At 36.3% G+C, this 17710-nt stretch carries 14 protein-coding genes and 1 pseudogene; 6 read left to right on the forward strand and 9 right to left on the reverse strand.

Translation table 11 applies throughout. The features are described from left to right. Positions 1–30 precede the first annotated feature (30 nt). The gene (locus C237_RS0102675; RefSeq protein WP_018674950.1) at positions 31–1221 is read right to left on the reverse strand and encodes an endonuclease/exonuclease/phosphatase family protein; all 1191 of its coding nucleotides are present in this window, start codon (positions 1219–1221) and stop codon (positions 31–33) included. 239 nt (positions 1222–1460) lie between these two features. Between C237_RS0102675 and C237_RS0102680 the strand changes: the two genes are divergently transcribed. Then, positions 1461–4268: a carboxypeptidase-like regulatory domain-containing protein gene (locus C237_RS0102680; protein WP_018674951.1), complete on the forward strand. Its 2808-nt coding sequence runs from the start codon at positions 1461–1463 to the stop codon at positions 4266–4268. Between the two features lie 17 nt (positions 4269–4285). Beyond that, a complete protein-coding gene (locus C237_RS0102685; protein WP_018674952.1) occupies positions 4286–5698 on the forward strand; it encodes a M949_1556 family lipoprotein in 1413 nt (470 codons plus the stop codon). 431 nt (positions 5699–6129) lie between these two features. On the opposite strand, the gene hutH is transcribed toward C237_RS0102685, so the two are convergent. Then, entirely contained in the window at positions 6130–7626 is a 1497-nt protein-coding gene (gene hutH / locus C237_RS0102690) for a histidine ammonia-lyase (RefSeq protein ID WP_018674953.1), read from the reverse strand. Between the two features lie 75 nt (positions 7627–7701). Beyond that, a complete protein-coding gene (locus C237_RS0102695) occupies positions 7702–8211 on the reverse strand; it encodes a ferritin (protein WP_018674954.1) in 510 nt (169 codons plus the stop codon). Positions 8212–8501: 290 nt separating this feature from the next. Between C237_RS0102695 and dnaB the strand changes: the two genes are divergently transcribed. Beyond that, complete coding sequence (gene dnaB, locus C237_RS0102700) at positions 8502–10076, forward strand: replicative DNA helicase (protein ID WP_018674955.1); 1575 nt, start codon at positions 8502–8504, stop codon at positions 10074–10076. Beyond that, complete coding sequence (gene rnhA / locus C237_RS0102705) at positions 10076–10555, forward strand: ribonuclease HI (RefSeq protein WP_018674956.1); 480 nt, start codon at positions 10076–10078, stop codon at positions 10553–10555. The genes dnaB and rnhA overlap by 1 nt, the downstream gene beginning before the upstream one ends. Here rnhA and C237_RS0102710 read toward each other — a convergent pair. The 4 genes and pseudogenes from C237_RS0102710 to C237_RS15185 all read right to left on the reverse strand — a co-directional run. Beyond that, positions 10544–11923, reverse strand: a complete 1380-nt coding sequence (locus tag C237_RS0102710; protein WP_018674957.1) for an alpha/beta hydrolase — start codon at positions 11921–11923, stop codon at positions 10544–10546. The genes rnhA and C237_RS0102710 overlap by 12 nt on opposite strands. Next, positions 11920–12492 carry a YIP1 family protein gene (locus tag C237_RS0102715; protein WP_018674958.1) on the reverse strand — a complete coding sequence of 191 codons (573 nt, stop codon included), beginning with the start codon at positions 12490–12492 and terminating at the stop codon, positions 11920–11922. The genes C237_RS0102710 and C237_RS0102715 overlap by 4 nt, the downstream gene beginning before the upstream one ends. Beyond that, positions 12489–12584, reverse strand: coding sequence for a hypothetical protein (locus C237_RS15180; protein WP_018674959.1), 96 nt, complete (start codon positions 12582–12584; stop codon positions 12489–12491). The genes C237_RS0102715 and C237_RS15180 overlap by 4 nt, the downstream gene beginning before the upstream one ends. Positions 12585–12688: 104 nt before the next feature. Then, positions 12689–12751: pseudogene (locus C237_RS15185) on the reverse strand (DUF2089 family protein); the annotation flags it as partial. A gap of 224 nt (positions 12752–12975) precedes the next feature. Here C237_RS15185 and C237_RS0102725 point away from each other — a divergent pair. Both C237_RS0102725 and C237_RS0102730 read left to right on the forward strand, forming a co-directional pair. Next, a complete protein-coding gene (locus C237_RS0102725) occupies positions 12976–13197 on the forward strand; it encodes a hypothetical protein (protein ID WP_018674960.1) in 222 nt (73 codons plus the stop codon). A gap of 484 nt (positions 13198–13681) precedes the next feature. Then, positions 13682–14887, forward strand: a complete 1206-nt coding sequence (locus tag C237_RS0102730; protein ID WP_018674961.1) for a 3'-5' exonuclease — start codon at positions 13682–13684, stop codon at positions 14885–14887. Here C237_RS0102730 and C237_RS0102735 read toward each other — a convergent pair. Together C237_RS0102735 and glmM are read right to left on the reverse strand one after the other, a co-directional pair. Next, entirely contained in the window at positions 14884–16263 is a 1380-nt protein-coding gene (locus C237_RS0102735; protein ID WP_018674962.1) for a tetratricopeptide repeat protein, read from the reverse strand. The genes C237_RS0102730 and C237_RS0102735 overlap by 4 nt on opposite strands. A gap of 32 nt (positions 16264–16295) precedes the next feature. Further along, on the reverse strand, positions 16296–17681 hold the full coding sequence (glmM, locus tag C237_RS0102740; protein WP_018674963.1) for a phosphoglucosamine mutase: 1386 nt from the start codon (positions 17679–17681) through the stop codon (positions 16296–16298). Positions 17682–17710: the final 29 nt, after the last annotated feature.

Genomic DNA, 17710 nt, shown 5'->3' on the forward strand with positions numbered 1-17710 from the left:
CATTCAGAATGGAGTGCGGCGATTTTAGTTTTAATCTACTTCTTTGGAAAGGATAGTGTATACTGGGAAGTGGTCACTATAGCCACCCGTAAACTGGTCGCCATTCCAAGAGCGGAATGGATAGCCTTTAAAACTACCTTCTTTATTGATGAGATAAGGCGGTGCATAGACTTCGGTTTTGTATACAGTATAAGATTTTGGATTATTGTTATTAACTAAGTTTTCAGATACGATAATTTGGTCAAATAAATTTGGTGCATCTCTATAAGCGAGTGAGGCTACCCCTTTTTTATAAAGTGGATACATCAAGTTTAAAAATGGATGCTCTGGACTTAAATCTTTACGCTTACCCACAGCTTTTACATAATCACGAAGACTGGTACTGATGGGGTCATCATTAAAGTCGCCCATAGCGATAATTTTAGTATTGGGATCCAATGCTTTTACACTATCCATTTGGCTTCTTAGGAGTTGTGCAGCCGCATTTCTTTTAGGTAGAGAAATTGCCTCACCCCCTCTTCTAGAAGGCCAGTGGTTAACAAAAATTGTAACCTTTTCCCCGTCTAAGTAACCTGAAACTACGAGTAAGTCTCTGGTATACTCTCGGCGCCCCTCTTGGTTGTAGAGTTTAAGCTCTTTTTTGGTGATATAAGTGGGGCTAAATCTTCTTTTTTGATAAATCATAGCCGCATCAATTCCTCTATAATCGTAAGAGTTAAAGTGAGCAATACCATAATCAAAACGCTTAAGTGCAGGTTGGTTGATGAGGTCTTGTACTACTTGTCTGTTTTCTACCTCTAAAAGCCCTACAATAACTGGAGCAGTTTTGGTAACTGATACTCCTAATTCTGAAATCACTTGGGCAGAATTGGCTAATTTTTGATTATAAATTTTGGTGCCATAATTTTTACCACTTAGTGGGGTAAAGTCTTCATTAGAACCTTGGTAACGCACTACTTTTTTTCCGATGAGTTTAGCGTCAGACCATTCGCCTCTGTAGTCTTCGTGTGGTAGAACCTGTACAGAATCTACGGGGATACTTCTGTGGAAATTAGGGTTGCTTGGGGATAGCGTACCGTCGATATAGTCGGCAGAAGGGATAGTGTCCCAAAGGTTTTCTACATTATAAAATCCTACGGCAGCCATTTTTCTAAGTTTTCCTCTTTGGGAAAAGCCCATTACAAAAATACTTAGGGCTAATAGTGAGATTATTTTTTTCATTACAATATGTTTATTGTTTTTTAATGCAACAAAGTTAATTAATTTCTGAGTAAAAAAGGAAAATATATTCGCATAAATAAAGGAACTTAGGCGTATCGCCTTTGGTAAAAGACTTCTGATGGGCTTGATAAATATCAACCAAAAAAATCCTAAAATTCTGATTCCTTTTCATAAAAATAGGTTAATTTTGTAGATGAATAATTGATTTATTCAAGTTAATCAAGGTAAAAAAGAATGTTATGATTAAAAAATTGTCATTAATCTCTATGTTCTCTCTATTGCCCGCATCATTTTACTACGCACAAACTACGGTGTATGCCTATGTGAAAGATGCCGATGGGAAACCCATCGAAAATGCAATGGTGGATTTAAGAGAGTCTGATGAAGATGTGAAAGCCGATAAAATCGGTTATTTCCAACTAGTGGATTTGATGCCAGGACACTACCAGTTGATGGTAACCCAGCCTAATTACGAAAAAAAGGTGTTAGAATTTGATGTTGCTGAGCACGAAAAAAAGAAAAATCTGGGGGTTATTACTCTTTACTCTAATCTTTCTAACGCAGATCAAGGTATTGTTGTTCTTAATGATGTGAACGATGCTGATGGCGTAGAGTCTCAACCTACATTAGGGCTGTTGCAATCTTCCAGAGATGTGTTCAGTAATATTGCAGCCTTTGATTTAGGTGCTTATTGGTTCCGTCCAAGGGGAATTGATGGAAGAACCAATGGCGTGATGATGAATGGGGTTTCTATGGCAAATGCAGATAATGGGAATGTAGACTACGGAAATTGGGGTGGATTGAATGAAGTTCTACGCTATCCAGAAATTGCTGTAAACCATTCCCCATCTGAATATGCTTTTGGAGGTGTAGGCTCAGTAATTTATAAAAATATTAAACCTAGTGAGCATCGTAAAGGTTTCCAATTGACACAATCGCTTGTTAATAGGAACTATCGATACCGTACAGCTTTAAGATATTCATCAGGAATGAATAAAAATGGCTGGGCTTTTACAGTAATGGGGGCTAGAAGATGGGCACAAGAAGGGATTCAAGAAGGAACTTTCTATGATGCTTATGGTACTTACTTAGGTGTGGAAAAAAAGGTAAACGATAAACATACCATAATATTCAATTATATAGGTTCGCCATATAGAAGAAGTACTGCTAGCCCGAATACCCAAGAAGTAGTAGATTATAGAGGAGTACACTATAATGCCTACTGGGGTTGGCAAGATGGTGAAAAACGAAGCGAAAGAGTGAAAACGGGCTTTCAACCGATATTCCAATTGACTGATTATTGGAAAATAAATAGAAATACTCAATTGTGGACCACGGTATCTTACCAATTCGGTAAGGACAAGGCTTCTAGGTTAGATTGGTACAATGCACAGAACCCATCACCTTTATATTACAGAAATCTTCCAAGTTTTATTTTAGGGCTAGACAACCCTAATAATGGTGATCTGGAACAATTAGAAGTAGTTAAAAATAGATGGATTAATAACGATCAAAATTATACGCAAATTAATTGGAAAAGACTTTATAGAGCGAATCAAAATAGAAAACAAGCCGTTTATTATCTCGTGAATGATGTTAATGATGACAAAGTTTGGAATGCCTCTACACATCTATCCCACAATTTTTCGGATAATACACAGTTTTTCCTTAATGTATCTTACCTGAATTACGCGTCCGATCAATATAGAGAAGTTAAAGATTTATTAGGTGCAGAATACGCTCTCAATGCAGACCCATTTGCAAGTTCTAATCAACCTAAACTTTCGGGATATTTTAATGATGGTGAAGCTAATCCGAATAAAAAAGTTGGGGATAAGATTGGATATGATTATACCTACCGTAAACAACAAGTGGATATTAATCCATCATTAAAATTTGGTGCAGGTAAGTTTGATGTCTTTGTTTCAGCAATGGCGTCTTACGCGTCCAATTCTAGAGAAGGTAAATTCAATCATTATTTGTATCCTGATACATTAGGTAAATCTCAAGATTATAATTTTTGGAATTTTGGTTTGAAAGGACAAATAATCTACAAAATTGATGGAAGAAACTTCTTAGTATATAATGGGGCATATTATTCTCAAGCTCCTATTCTTAATGATTTGTTTATCAATCCAAGAGTTAATAATACTACGGCGCCGTTTATTAAGAATATGTTGGTCAATGCAAATGATTTAAGTTATGTGGTTAATGCCCCTTCACTTAAGCTGAGAGCAACAGCGTATTTAATAGATACCCAAAACGGAACTAATGTACAGCGTTTCTTTGCCGATGGAATTAAACTAAGCGATGTAGACGCTAGCGGAAACACTACCAATACGCGTAGCGCCTTTGTAACCCAAGTGATGTCTAATGTAGAACGAAGAAACCTTGGTGGAGAGCTTGGAGTAGAAGTTAAGATAACCCCTACTCTTACTACAAGTGGTGTTGCCAGCTATGGACAGTTTACATATAGAAATAACCCGAATGTCTATTTCGTGTCAGACGCCGTAGGGAAGTTCTCTAATGGCTTGTCATATAAAGACTATGGAAAATCGTATATTAAAAACTTTAGACAAGGAGGTACGCCGCAAGAGGCTTATTCATTAGGGCTTAAATACAGCTCACCAAAATATTGGTGGATTGGAGCAACTTGGAACTATTTAGGTGAAAATTACTTAGATCCATCACCATTATTGCGTTCAGATTTCTTTGTTAACAATCCTAATACAGGTACTCCTTATGCTGGGCTAGATGAGGCAGAATACAAACGAATTACCAAACAAGTGGCATTGGCACCAGCATATTTCCTTAATGTAAATGCAGGGAAATCTTGGTTATTTGGAAGGTATTATCTAATGATTACAGCTACGGTAAACAATCTTTTAGATAATAAAAGCTATGCTACAGGTGGCTTTGAACAAACTAGAAATGTAAATTACGCGGACTTTAAAAAAGATTTTGATAGAGAATATCCAAATTTTGCTCCTAAATATTTCTATACTCAAGGGAGAAGTTACTTTATCAATTTACAACTTAGATTTTAATCTTAATTATTAAAACAATGAAAACAACAACATATTTAAAAATTTCGTTAATGGCTTTGGCGAGTTTCGGAGCCTTAACCTCTTGTGTGAAAAATGATGAATTCGATGTGCCGAAATTTAAGTGCGACAATCAGTTCGAAGCTGCAAACTCTAGTATTACTGCGGTTAAACAATTAGCCCCTACACCAGCACCTCCAACTTATGAAAGTAATCATGTAATTACAGACGATGTAATTTTCGATGGTTATGTTATCTCTAGTGACGAAGGTGGGAATTTTTATAAACAATTAACCATTCAAGACAATCCCGAAAACCCAACTGCCGGAATTCAGATTGCAATTAACAAAAGTAATTTGTATACCGACTATCCTGTAGGTGCACACATTAGAGTTAGAGCTAAAGGACTTTCTGTAGGGGAGGATAGAGGCGTCGTAAAACTTGGTTACGAAAAACCGACTGGGCAAATTCAAGAGGCCAAAATGATAGATTTTATTTCTGGAGTCTGTGGTGGTGATAAAATGGATATTGCTGCTATAAAGCCTATGGTTTATGATAACCTTACAGATGTCCTTAAAGATGAAAATATTAATACTCTTGTAACTATCAAAAATGTACAGTTTGCAGAAGCAGATGGAAAGTTAACCTACGCCGATGTGGTGAACAATTTAAACTCTGATAGAACTTTAGTAGATAAAGATGGAAACAAAGCCGTATTAAGGAATAGTGGCTATGCTAGATTTGCAGGTAAAATAATGCCTCAAGAAAGTGGAGATATTACTGTAGTAGTTTCTAAATATACTTCTGGTAAAAATGTAACCTGGCAGTTATATATTAGAGATTTAAATGATGTAAAGTTTGATCAGCCGAGATTCTTGGATAGTTCTAAAGTCTATGGTGGCACGAATATCGTCTATGAATCATCATTTACAGAAAATTTTGAAAAGCTGTCTAACAAAGGTCCAAAATACTACGATATAGACGACGCACGATTTATAAATTATAGTGCATCTGGAAATAGATTTTGGGGGCAAGGTTATTACAAAACAGATAATAATAGATATTTGAAAGCACAAGCATATGGACATAAAGGTGATGAACCTGTTAGTACTTACTTTATGATGCCAGCAGCTTTTACAGGAACCTCAAAACTATCATTTAAGACACAAGATAGATTCTATAAGGGAGATGTGTTAAAAGTATACTATACTACAAAATATAAACCTGGCACAGAGCTAAATCCAAATGATTTGGTGGATATTACTTCCAAATTTACTATTTCAAAGGGAAACACTTCTAGTAACGGTTCCCAGTGGATAGATAGTGGAGAAGTTACAATACCTGCCACGGGGAATGGCTTTATCATTTTCCAATATTTAGGAGATAAGGATATTACAACTACGATGCAAGTAGATGATGTTACGCTAAAATAAACCCTATGTGAGTTAATAAACAACCGCTTATAGCCGCCTCAAAAATACTTTTGAGGCGGTTTTTTATAAGAGTATTGGTCTGAAGTTATAGTAATTCTTTATCTTATTCATAAAGATGTTATAAACTATGTAGTATACTATAATTTATTGTAGGTATAGCGTAGAAATAGATTTTTAATAAGTATCCATAGAATAAAATCCTTAAGGGTTTTATATTTTTCCCTCAAGGGTTTTTGAATAAACCTATGAGGGTTTTTAGAAATACCCTTAAGGGTATTTTATACTGCTACGGTAGAAAATAGTTAAACGATGCTTATAGCGTATGGTCTTTTTCAAGATAAATATTTTATTATTTTTTGATGTTAAAAATCAAAAAGCCCTTCGGAAATCGTTTCTTCCAAAGGGCTTTTGTTTATTACTATTATCAATGGCTAAAAATTGACTCTGAATTTTCTATCTTTAATAAGCTCGGCGATGGCGTGCATATCTTTACCAATGAGTCTATCTTCCTCTAGCTTTGGCACTGCGGAGCGCAAAATACTAAAGTTTTCTTCTATAATATCCGAACATATCGATGGCCTTCTAAATTCTAATCCTTGGGCAGCATACATTAGTTCTACCGCTAAGATATTTACCAGATTATCCAATACTTGGTTGAATTTCCTACCCGAAATACTGCCCATAGACACATGGTCTTCCTGACCTAAGCTTGTAGGAATAGAGTCCGCCGATGCAGGGAAGCATAAAGTTTTATTTTCGGTAACCAACGCCGCTGAGGTATATTGCGGAATCATAAAGCCAGAGTTAAGTCCCGCCTCGCTGTCTGTTAATAATCTTGGTAGACCGTATTTTCCTTCTATCAACAAGTAACTTCTTCTATCCGAAATATTCCCCAATTCTGCCGCCGCCAATGTAGCATAATCTAAAGGCAACGCCATTGGTTGCCCATGGAAATTTCCGCCCGAAATTGCCTCCTCTGCACTAATTACGATGGGATTGTCCGTTACAGAGTTCAATTCTGTTTCTGCCATTTGTTTTAAATGAAGGTAAGCATTTCTACTTGCCCCATGCACCTGTGGTACACATCTAATGGAATAGGGGTCTTGCACTCTACCACAATTTTCATGGCAACTAAGATTCTCCGAACCTTCTAAAAATTGGCGCATACGCTCGGCTACCATTTGCGTGCCTTCATATGGTCTAATACTATGCAACTCCTTTTTGAAAGGACTTGCCGAACCTCTATAAGCTTCTAGCGACATGGCAGCGGTCATATCTGCTAAGTCTAAAAGATACGCCATTTTTTCTATGCCATAGATAGCATGAGCCAAAATAAACTGCGTTCCGTTGATTAACCCTAAGCCTTCTTTAGCTTTTAACTTTAAAGGGGCCATGCCATGTTGTTTTAATACTTCTCCTGCAGGTTGGGGATTACCATTTACCCAAATTTCGCCTAATCCGATGAGCGGTAATACTAAATGAGATAATGGCGCCAAATCCCCAGACGCCCCTACCGAACCTTGTTCTGGCACAACTGGGATTAAATCTTTTTCCAGCATAAATATCAACCGTTCTATCATTTCCAACGATACTCCAGAACAGCCTTTAGAAAGGGCGTGTACTTTGGCAATCATCATCAGTTTTGATATTTTTTTGTCGATAGGTTTGCCTACCCCTACGGCATGGCTGATGAGTAAGTTGTGCTGCAATTGTGTCGTTTGCTCTTCGGAAATTTTAGTGTCGCATAGCGGACCAAAGCCTGTGTTGATGCCATAAACAGTACGGTCTGAGGCTACAATTTTCTGAACATTTTCTTCAGATTTAAGGATTTGCTGTTTAGATTGTTCGCTGAGTTGCGCTTTATGAGGATGGTTTAAAATATCTAAAACATTTTCTATACTTAGAAAATCTACACCATAGGTATACATATTATCGTAATTTTAATGATTAAAAAAAGCCTTACATATCGTAAGGCTTACAAAATTACAAATAATTTTTTATTATTAGGCTTCGCTTTCTGCTTGAAATGTGCGCTGTGCTAACTCCTGGTCGAATAAATAGAGTGCAGAGTTATTATCTTGTACCATTTTAATTTTAGCAACTAATTGAGAAGCGGAAGCTTCTTCCTCTACCTGCTCATTGATAAACCATTGCATAAAAGATGCTGTGGCATAGTTGCCTTCGTCAGTGGCAGTTTTATAAATATTAAAAATACTTTTGGTTACTTCTTTTTCGTGAGCTAAAGCTTTTTCGAAGATGTCTTGTACGTTTTTAAAATCCTGAGCCGGTGCTTCTATAGCCCCCATTTTGATTCTTCCGCCCAAATCGTTTAGGAAATCAAAAATTTTATCTGCGTGCATCAATTCTTCTTTGGCTTGTACTCTAAAATAATTGGCAATACCATCTAAATCTTCGTTGTAAAACCAAGCCGACATCGACATATAATATTGAGCTGCATATTGCTCCTTAGTAATTTGATCGTTAAGTAATTGTTCTATTTTTTCGCTTATCATAATTGTTTTAATTTGGTTGCAAAGGTAGTTAATTTTTAGGGAGTTACCCAATTTTACTTATAGGAACAGAATCTCCTTTTATCCCTTACTAGTAAAGCCAATAGCGATAAAACCTCTATTTTAGAGAATTAATTTGTATTTAATCTATTTTAATGAGTTGTGTGCTATATAAAAAGTTATTAACATTTATAAAGTGTTGATATACCTCTCATAATCAACACTAAAAAAAACATATCCACTAGTTTCTAACATTAGTTTTCTTTAACCTATAAAAGATTTATCTTTGCCCTATGGTACAAAAGGATACAATTTCGTCATTAAATAATGAAAATTTAGCCAAAGAATTGTCTATTTCTCAGGGTAAAATGCCACCTAATGCGATTGATTTAGAGCGTTTGGTGATTGGTGCTTTTATGATTGATAAAAAAGCCCTAGACGATACTTATGACCTATTGCTACCAGAGGTGTTCTACGATCCTAGGCATCAGGAAATCTATAAAGCCATTATGAAATTATTTGGGGATAATAAACCCATTGATATCATGACGGTAATCCAAGAGCTGAAAAGGCAAGAAAAACTACAAATGGCAGGTGGCGATGGCTATATCATCGACTTAACAACTGCCGTGGGTTCTTCTGCTCATATTGAGTACCATGCCAGAGTAATTTTAGAAAAGTATATCCTTAGGCGGCTCATCAATGTTTCGGCTGGGGTAATAGATAATTCCTACAAGGAATCTACCGATGTATTTGAACTACTCGACCGTGCCGAGCAAGAATTTTTTGATATTACTAATGGTACCATTAAAAAAGGATTCGACACCGCCAGCACCTTAGTGAGCGAAGCCATTGAAAAAATTAAAGCCTTAAAAGACAAAGAAGGGCTTTCAGGGATTCCCTCTGGATTTAAAATGCTGGATAAAGAAACGGGTGGATGGCAAAATTCGGATTTAATTATCATCGCCGCGCGTCCAGGTATGGGTAAGACGGCATTTATCCTATCCATGGCGAGAAATATTGCTGTGGAACACCAAGTGCCTATTGCGGTATTCTCTTTAGAAATGGCTTCGGTGCAGTTGATTACGAGGATGATTTCTTCGGAAACGGGGATTTCGTCAGAGAAATTGCGTAAAGGTCAAATGTCCGATGAAGAATGGCAACGCCTCTTTAATAATGTAGCGGCTTTGGAAAACGCCCCTTTATTCATTGACGAAACCCCAGCGTTATCCATTTTTGACTTTAGAGCTAAAGCCAGACGACTCGTCATGCAGCACGGCGTAAAAATCATCATGGTAGATTACCTTCAATTAATGACTGCAAATGTAGGCAAAGGCGGTAACAGAGAACAAGAGATTTCCACTATTTCCCGTTCCTTAAAAGCGATTGCAAAGGAGTTGAATATTCCAATCATTGCCCTTTCTCAGTTATCTAGATCCGTGGAAGCTAGAACTAATAAACGCCCACAATTGTCCGACCTAAGGGAATCGGGGGCGATAGAGCAAGATGCGGATATTGTATCGTTTATCTTCCGTCCAGAATATTACAAAATAGACCTTTGGGATAATGATGAGGAAGGTGCACAGACCAGCACTACCAATCAGGCAGAAATCATCCTCGCTAAGCATAGAAATGGAGCCACGGGGGAAGTAAGGCTTTCATTTATTAAAGAAATTGCAAAGTTTGGCGATTTAGACCTTTATGGCAGTTACCAAGATTCTAATTTTGGACAATTTGAAACTCCGAGCGGTTTTGAAACCATTAGAACAACCGTACAACCCAGTGCGGCTTTTGATATTCCAGATCACCCAAATCTTTCGGGTTCTTCTATGAACAATCTTGAAGATGATGACACAATGCCATTCTAATGACGATAGAAATTTATACAGACGGAGCGTGTAGTGGAAACCCTGGCAAAGGAGGCTATGGCATCGTGATGCGAGTGCCTGAAAAAAATTACGAAAAAACATTTTCCCAAGGTTATAGAAAAACCACAAATAACCGTATGGAGCTACTCGCTGTTATTGTCGCATTAGAAAAAATCAACAGTCTCAATCACAACATTCATATCTATACCGATAGTAAATATGTAGCCGATGCGGTCAATAAAAACTGGATTTATGGTTGGGTAAAAAAAGGCTATAAAAAAGTAAAAAATCCAGATTTATGGCAACGCTTTATACCTTTATATAAAACTTACCAACCTCAGTTCCATTGGATAAAAGGACACAACGGACACCCAGAGAATGAACACTGTGACCAATTGGCCGTTGCTGCCACCAATTCTAACAACTTATTGATTGACGAAGGCTACGAGCAATCAAATATTTCGGGGTTATTTGATTGATTTTATCCATTCTACAATGGTATTAAGCACTGTGGGTGCCATGGTTTCTTTAATTTGTGCATACTCCATAGGCGAGCCTGTAGTGGCTGTTTGAAAGAGATGATTCAGTTGGTCAAAGGCGATGATTTTAAATGATTTGTGGTGATTTTTTTCTAAAATCGCACGAATGCCTTCCAAATTTTCTTTTGAAGCAACTTGCTTGTCCAATCGACCATTGAGCGCCAAAACAGGACATTGCACTTTGGATAAATACGCTTCTGGATTGAATTGGATGAAATACTGAAACCAAGCCGATTGAAGCATTTTGACTAATGAAGTGTATTGTATTTCTAATTGTTGTTCGTTTAATTGATTGTACATCGCATAGAAATCACTTTTAAAATGTTTATCCAAATCCACAGCAAGGTCTGTTCCTTTATAATTAATGATAAAATCGTATAGTTTTTCATTAAACTTGCTACTTTGGAGTTGCATTTCTTTAGATAAACCACTATCTGCCAATATAGCTTGATTTTGTTGTAACATCAATTGTTTGATAGGAATTCCAGGTGCTGCCATAAGTACTATGAAATGAATTTCTGGCATTTTAGATGCCACCATTGGGGCAACCATTCCGCCTTCGGAATGTCCGATAAGTCCAATGTTTTCGAAGCCATTTTGTTGTAAATAATTTACTGCCGAAGCAATATCGCCAGCGAAGTCTTCGGTTGTTGGGTCGTCTTTCCCTTTTTCTGAGCCTCCAATACCTCTATCGTCCATACGAAGTGAAGCAATGCCCTTTTTGGCCAAAGCATCGGCAATCACTAAAAAGGGTTGATGCCCAAAAAGTTCTTCATCACGATTTTGAGAGCCACTTCCCGTAATAGATACGACAATGGGTTGTTTTTTATCGAAATTTTTGGGTGTGGTGAGTGTTCCCGCCAAAGTGTTTCCTTCGATGATGTTTTTGATGATTACCTCTTTGTTGTCATAAGGAAAAGGTGGTTGTGGCGTTTGCGGTCGGTTTAATGCACTTTCGTTGGCTTTTAAGCGTTTTAATTTTAATGGTAAGTGCATACCATTTTGAATAAATGTTCCTTCGATGATTTCATCTGTGATTTTTGCTTTGTATTGAATCCCAATATTCGAGGCGTCGAAAATAATCGAATCGTTGCGAACAATGGTGTTTTGAATAGGAATATCTTTTGCTCCTTGCATTGGGCTATCCATAGTGCTTCGGTACTGATTTTCTTGATTTTTAACATGAAAAATCAAAGGTAATTTGGTACCCATAACTTGTAGTTCTCCTTTCCAATCGCCAATAGGGTTTTGTGCAAATAGGAATTGAAAACTAACGATTAAACTGATAATAAGACTGACTTTTTTCATGATAATATAAAGGTTTGAGTGAGTGAATTCATAATAAATAGGATCACAAAAAACAAAACGATATGAAACCATTTTTTAGTATTGGTAGCGGTGCGAAATCCGTTGAATAGCAAGGCTATATTCCAAACAAGCAAAGGCAACATCGCTAAACTAAAAATGGTAACGAGTAGTAAATCGGTGGTGTTTTTCATTATTTCGGCTGGGTTTTGTGCTGTGTCAGCAATGGTTTTTATTGCTTCGTCAATAGCCGGAATACTTGTAATCAACACCATCAAAATTGTTGGGATTAGGGAAATGGCTATGGTCTGAAAAATATCAATCCAGCGGGTTTTGGAATTGAAAAGTTTGCCGAGTGTATAGAATATTACTATAGTGGTAGCAATGACCAACGAATTGTTGATAAAAACTTCTTTCCAACTATTGGCATAAGTCAAATGAAGGATTCCGTCCATTTTGATAGAACCTATCAGGCATGCAGCATAAAATAATATCAAGGCACTTATCGACCAAAGGGTGAGTTTTTGGTCGGATAGACTTGCGAAAGAATTCCATAGTGTTTTGATTTTCATGATTTTTTATTTTTGAGTTGTTGAATTTTTTCTATTAAATCGTCCATTTTGTTTCGCATGGTGGGATAGGATAATTCGGCTTGTTTTGCCATTTCTTTGATGCTACCAAGTTGAGTATAAAGGCTTGCTCATCTCTCGAAAGTTGTAAATACAAGGGCAAATCGTAATTGCCACGAATGATGGTTTCGCAATGGGTGCAAGTTAATTCGCTTACGCGAAGGGCAGCATCGCAACTGGGACATTGTATGGGTAGTTTCATTATATCAAAAATTATTTTTCATAAAGTTAAAAATAATTTTAATTATGTTAAAATTTATTTTTGTTTTTATAATTTAAAATTTTTAATGATTTGATTATTAAATGATTGTAATGTCACATTAAAACAAAGAGAAAGTAGAAAAAATTTAAAACGGCATTTAAAACACTTTCTTATATATCAGTTTTTAATAAAAATTTAATTAACTTTGAAAAAATATTTATCATATGAACACTTCAATAATCAGTGCTGAAATCAACAACTCGGATATTCAATTATTAGAAGAGTTATTGAAAAAATTTAAAGCAAAAGACATTAAAATAGAAGATAAGAATATCGAGGTTCATCAATCGGTTTTAACCGAATTAAATAAAAGATGCGAAGATGTTGATAATATGGTGGATGATACCGCTGTACAGGAAAAGGCTATGAAAATATATATCAAATAAAATGGCATCCTTTAGCAGAAAAAGAATATTATGATATTTTAAAATATTGGATTGAACACAATCAGTCTATACTTATGCTTTAAAAATAGCTTCAGAATTAGTTAAAAATTTAGAAATACTAAGGGTGAATCCTTATTCGGGAGTAATATTATTGGAACTAAGAATAACATTAAAAGAATACTTATACTTAAAAACTTCAGTATTTATTATTTAATATCGGTTAAAACTATCAAAATTATCATGTTTTCAGATAATAGAGATAATCCAGATAAACTCAATACATCTTTTCGAGGGTCAAGAAATTTCTAATAAATAATAGAGTATACCCAAATTTAAGAAATTAGAACCTATATATTAGACCTTAGAAGTGAGAGATTAGAAATTAGTGGGGATTATAAAAAATAGGCAATAAGTTCCATAGCGTAAACATTTGCTTTTCTATAAAAATATCCTCAAGTTTGCAAAAGGATTTAAGGTTTAGCCGATGTATGCCATTTTAGATATCGAAAGTAACGGCGGTGCGTACCGCAAAGAAAGCATTATAGAAATTGCCATCTATCAGTTTGATGGTCATAAAATTACCGACCAATTTAGCTCCATGGTAAATCCCGAAGCCGAGATTTCACCTTTTGTACAAAAACTAACGGGCATCACTCCAAAAATGGTAAAAACCGCACCTAAATTCCATGAATTAGCCAAAAGAATCATTGAGATTACCGAGGATACGACCTTGGTGGGGCATAATGTGGATTTTGATTATCGAATGTTAAAACAATCCTTTAAGCAGTTGGGTTACGACTTTCAACGCAATACCATAGACACCATTCCTCTAGCCCAAAAATTGATTCCTAATGAAGGAAGTTACTCCTTGGGAAAGTTGTCTAAATCTCTAGGATTTCCCATTGCCGACCGGCACCGTGCCGCGGGTGATGCTAGAGCAACATTGGATTTGTTTAAACTTTTGTTGAGTAAAGACGAGTCCCAAGAAATTATCCAGCAACATCAGCAGGAAAATAAGTCTAAAAGTTATATCAATAAAATTAAATCCCTAACGGAAGACTTGCCCGCTACAAAAGGCATCGTTTATTTTCAAAATAGAAAAGGGGATATTTTGCACACCGAGTATGCCGATGATATGTTTAAGTTCGCAAAAAAAATATTTCACTCGCCATCTAAAAAATGGGTAAAAGTCCAAAATCAAACCGAGCATATCTCTTATGATTTAGTGGCTACGGAATTGCTGGCGGCGCTTATCATCAACACTAAACAACTTTCTTCTGATGTACATTTTCCTTATGGTTTGACTTTTGAGCAGGGACATTGGGCGGTTCGTAAGCATATCAAATACCCTATTCTTCGTTTTAAAACGATTTCCCAAGCCAAAAAAGCCTTAAACTACATCGAAAACAAACCGTTTTCGGAATTAGAATTATACGACTTAGTGAATGTTAAAGATAAAAATATCTTACTGACAGGCACGGGACGCACCAGAGGCGAAAAATCTTTTATCTTCATTGAACATGGCACTATTACGGGCTATGGCTTTTATGATTGGTTTTCGCAAATCAGCACTCGAGAAAATATTATGAAACGCTGTATTATTGTATCCGAAGTTCCCAAAAGTTTATGGTACGAATTCCAGCTTTCTTTATTAAAACAAGAGTTTAAAATCCAAGCAATACCCGATTAGTTTTCTTTGCGCTTTTTGGTTTTAGAGCCTTTTACTTCATCTTTTATAAATGGATATTTTTGTAGCATGTCTTGCGCTAACTGAGGTTCCATAGTTAAGGCAATGGCTAAATTTTCCCGAGCTTCCAAACGCTTACCTAAATTAAAATAGGCATTGCTTAGTTGATAAAATAATTCAGCTCTGTTATGAATTTTTAAGGCGTCATTTAGCGCGGTTACTGCCTCTTGATAATGTTCTACCAGCATCAGTACTTCCGAATACGCATACCAATTATAAAACCTATTGGGTTCTCCTTCCACTAATTTTTTAAGGCATTCTAAACTTTCCTCAAATTGCTGAGCATCAATATATAAAAATGCCAATCGCTTTTGGTAATCTAAATTGTCTTCATTAAGAGAAGTCGCTTCCTTAGCAAAATGCAATGCCTCGTGCATCCTTCCCATCTCTTCGTAGAGATAAGATTGTTCCATCATCGAAAGATAAAACTGTGGGTCTTCTCTAAGCGACTGTTGGAATGCCTTCATCGCTAAAATCGGTTGCTGATTTTCCTTGTGACAAAGTCCAATACGATAATAGGTATAAGCCTTAGTGTATTCCATTTCCAACATTTCAAAATAGACCAAGATAGCATTATCCCAATCTTTCAAGGCTTCATAGCAAGCAGCTTTGTTAGCATACACCCCTACCGATTCTGAATTGATAGCTAATAAATAATCAAAGGCACGAATGGCTTCTTCATAATTTTTTCTATTGAAATGAAATTGCCCCAACTCAAACCAAGCGGTTTCAGAAAAAGGAAATTCTTCAATATAATGTGTGATAAATTCTAACGCCTCTTCGTTTTTGTTAAGTTTATTAAAACAGAGTATTGTATTTTCCAAAGCATAATCATCCTGAGGGTCGTTTTTAAGTGCCAGTTGATAATGCTTTAGCGCGTTAAAAGGGTCGTCTAAATTTACATATTCATCTGCGATAAAATTATGCAAAAAGTTTTCTTCTTCGTTAAAAGATAAGGCTTTTTCACAATACTCAATGGCGCGTTTGGAGTTTCCATGTACGGAATAATATTTCGCACAACATACTAATAAATCCGTAGTCTCCAGACCTATACTTTGTAATTCTTTGATTAATTTTTTAGCATCAGTATAGCGTTGAAGTTCTAACAGAACCTCTAATTTTTTTGTTTTAATATCGATAGAATGCGGGTGCAGTTGCAAGCCATAATTAACCGCCATTTCTGCAAAAGAAATATCTCCTAGCTCTAGATAATGGATGATGATTTCCTCCAAATCTCCCGTATCAAAATAACGCTCCTCGTTATTTTCTATCATTTCCTCGAATTGTCGAGCCAACTCGTTTTCAAAAAATTCTTCCATATTATAACTCACTAATTGGCTATCAACAATTTCTAAGCCAATATAGATTTTATTTCTGCTATTATTTTATCCGCCAATACCTCTGCTTCCTCTTGAGATTTGGCTTCGGTATAGATACGAATGATAGGTTCTGTATTAGATTTTCTAAGGTGTACCCAATTATTTTCAAAGTCGATTTTCACCCCATCTATGGTAGAAACTTTCTCATTTTGGTATCTGGATTTCATTTGTTCTAGTAGGGCGTCTACATCAATATCTGGAGTTAATTCTATTTTCTTTTTGCCCATAAAGTACGCTGGATAAGTCGCTCTTAATTCCGAAACGGTTTTGTTTTCTTTTGCTAAATGGGTTAAAAACAAAGCGATTCCCACTAAAGAATCTCTGCCATAGTGCAAATCTGGGTAGATGATGCCACCATTGCCTTCCCCACCAATTACGGCATTTTCAGCTTTCATCAAACTGACTACATTCACTTCCCCAACGGCGCTGGCTTTATAATCAGAATCTAATCCTTTGGCAACATCTCTTAGCGCACGGCTCGAAGATAAGTTAGATACGGCCACCCCTTTTTTATGTCTTAAAAGATAATCTGCTACGGCGACTAAAGTATATTCTTCGCCAAACATTTCCCCTTTTTCATCAATGAGGGCTAATCGGTCTACATCTGGGTCTACAACAACACCTAAATCAGCATGTTCTTTTTTTACCAACTCACAAATATCAGTAAGATGTTCTTTTAATGGTTCTGGATTGTGTGGGAAATGACCATTAGGTTCACAGTACAATTTCACAACTTCACAGCCTAATTTCTCTAGTAACTGAGGAATAGCCAAACCACCCGTAGAATTTACCGCATCTAATACTACTTTAAATTTTTTCTCTTTTATAGCCTCGGCATCTACCATGGGTAAGTCCAAAATTTGCTTAATATGAATATCAAAGGCGTCATCACGCGTAGTATAGGCGCCTAAATCATCTACTTCGGCATAATTAAAATCTTCACTTTCGGCAAGGGCTAAAACTTTAGCGCCATCATCACCGCTGATAAACTCCCCTTTTTCGTTAAGAAGTTTTAGTGCGTTCCACTGTTTTGGGTTGTGAGAGGCAGTTAAAATAATCCCGCCATCTGCATTTAATTCTGGCACCATAATTTCTACCGTTGGTGTAGTGGAGAGTCCCAAATCAATGACATCTATTCCCAAACCTTGTAAAGTGGCTACCACTAAAGATGATACCATAGCTCCAGAAATACGGGCATCTCTACCAATAACTAAAGTCAAATCCTTTTTGTTTTTGGTATTTTGTAACCAAGTTCCAAAGGCTGAGGTAAACTTAACCACATCTAGCGGAGTTAAATTATCGTCTACCTTTCCTCCAATGGTTCCTCTAATTCCTGAAATTGATTTAATTAATGCCATAGTGTTGATGTATTACAGTGTTTAATTTT

Source organism: Riemerella columbina DSM 16469 (genome assembly GCF_000374405.1).
GTDB lineage: Bacteria > Bacteroidota > Bacteroidia > Flavobacteriales > Weeksellaceae > Riemerella > Riemerella columbina.

Coding starts and splice junctions, on each gene's coding strand:
- C237_RS0102675 (WP_018674950.1), bottom strand. CDS start 1,221: ATGAAAAAAATAATCTCACTATTAGCCCTAAGTATTTTTGTAATGGGC.
- C237_RS0102680 (WP_018674951.1), top strand. CDS start 1,461: ATGATTAAAAAATTGTCATTAATCTCTATGTTCTCTCTATTGCCCGCA.
- C237_RS0102685 (WP_018674952.1), top strand. CDS start 4,286: ATGAAAACAACAACATATTTAAAAATTTCGTTAATGGCTTTGGCGAGT.
- hutH (WP_018674953.1), bottom strand. CDS start 7,626: ATGTATACCTATGGTGTAGATTTTCTAAGTATAGAAAATGTTTTAGAT.
- C237_RS0102695 (WP_018674954.1), bottom strand. CDS start 8,211: ATGATAAGCGAAAAAATAGAACAATTACTTAACGATCAAATTACTAAG.
- dnaB (WP_018674955.1), top strand. CDS start 8,502: ATGGTACAAAAGGATACAATTTCGTCATTAAATAATGAAAATTTAGCC.
- rnhA (WP_018674956.1), top strand. CDS start 10,076: ATGACGATAGAAATTTATACAGACGGAGCGTGTAGTGGAAACCCTGGC.
- C237_RS0102710 (WP_018674957.1), bottom strand. CDS start 11,923: ATGAAAAAAGTCAGTCTTATTATCAGTTTAATCGTTAGTTTTCAATTC.
- C237_RS0102715 (WP_018674958.1), bottom strand. CDS start 12,492: ATGAAAATCAAAACACTATGGAATTCTTTCGCAAGTCTATCCGACCAA.
- C237_RS15180 (WP_018674959.1), bottom strand. CDS start 12,584: ATGGCAAAACAAGCCGAATTATCCTATCCCACCATGCGAAACAAAATG.
- C237_RS0102725 (WP_018674960.1), top strand. CDS start 12,976: ATGAACACTTCAATAATCAGTGCTGAAATCAACAACTCGGATATTCAA.
- C237_RS0102730 (WP_018674961.1), top strand. CDS start 13,682: ATGTATGCCATTTTAGATATCGAAAGTAACGGCGGTGCGTACCGCAAA.
- C237_RS0102735 (WP_018674962.1), bottom strand. CDS start 16,263: ATGGAAGAATTTTTTGAAAACGAGTTGGCTCGACAATTCGAGGAAATG.
- glmM (WP_018674963.1), bottom strand. CDS start 17,681: ATGGCATTAATTAAATCAATTTCAGGAATTAGAGGAACCATTGGAGGA.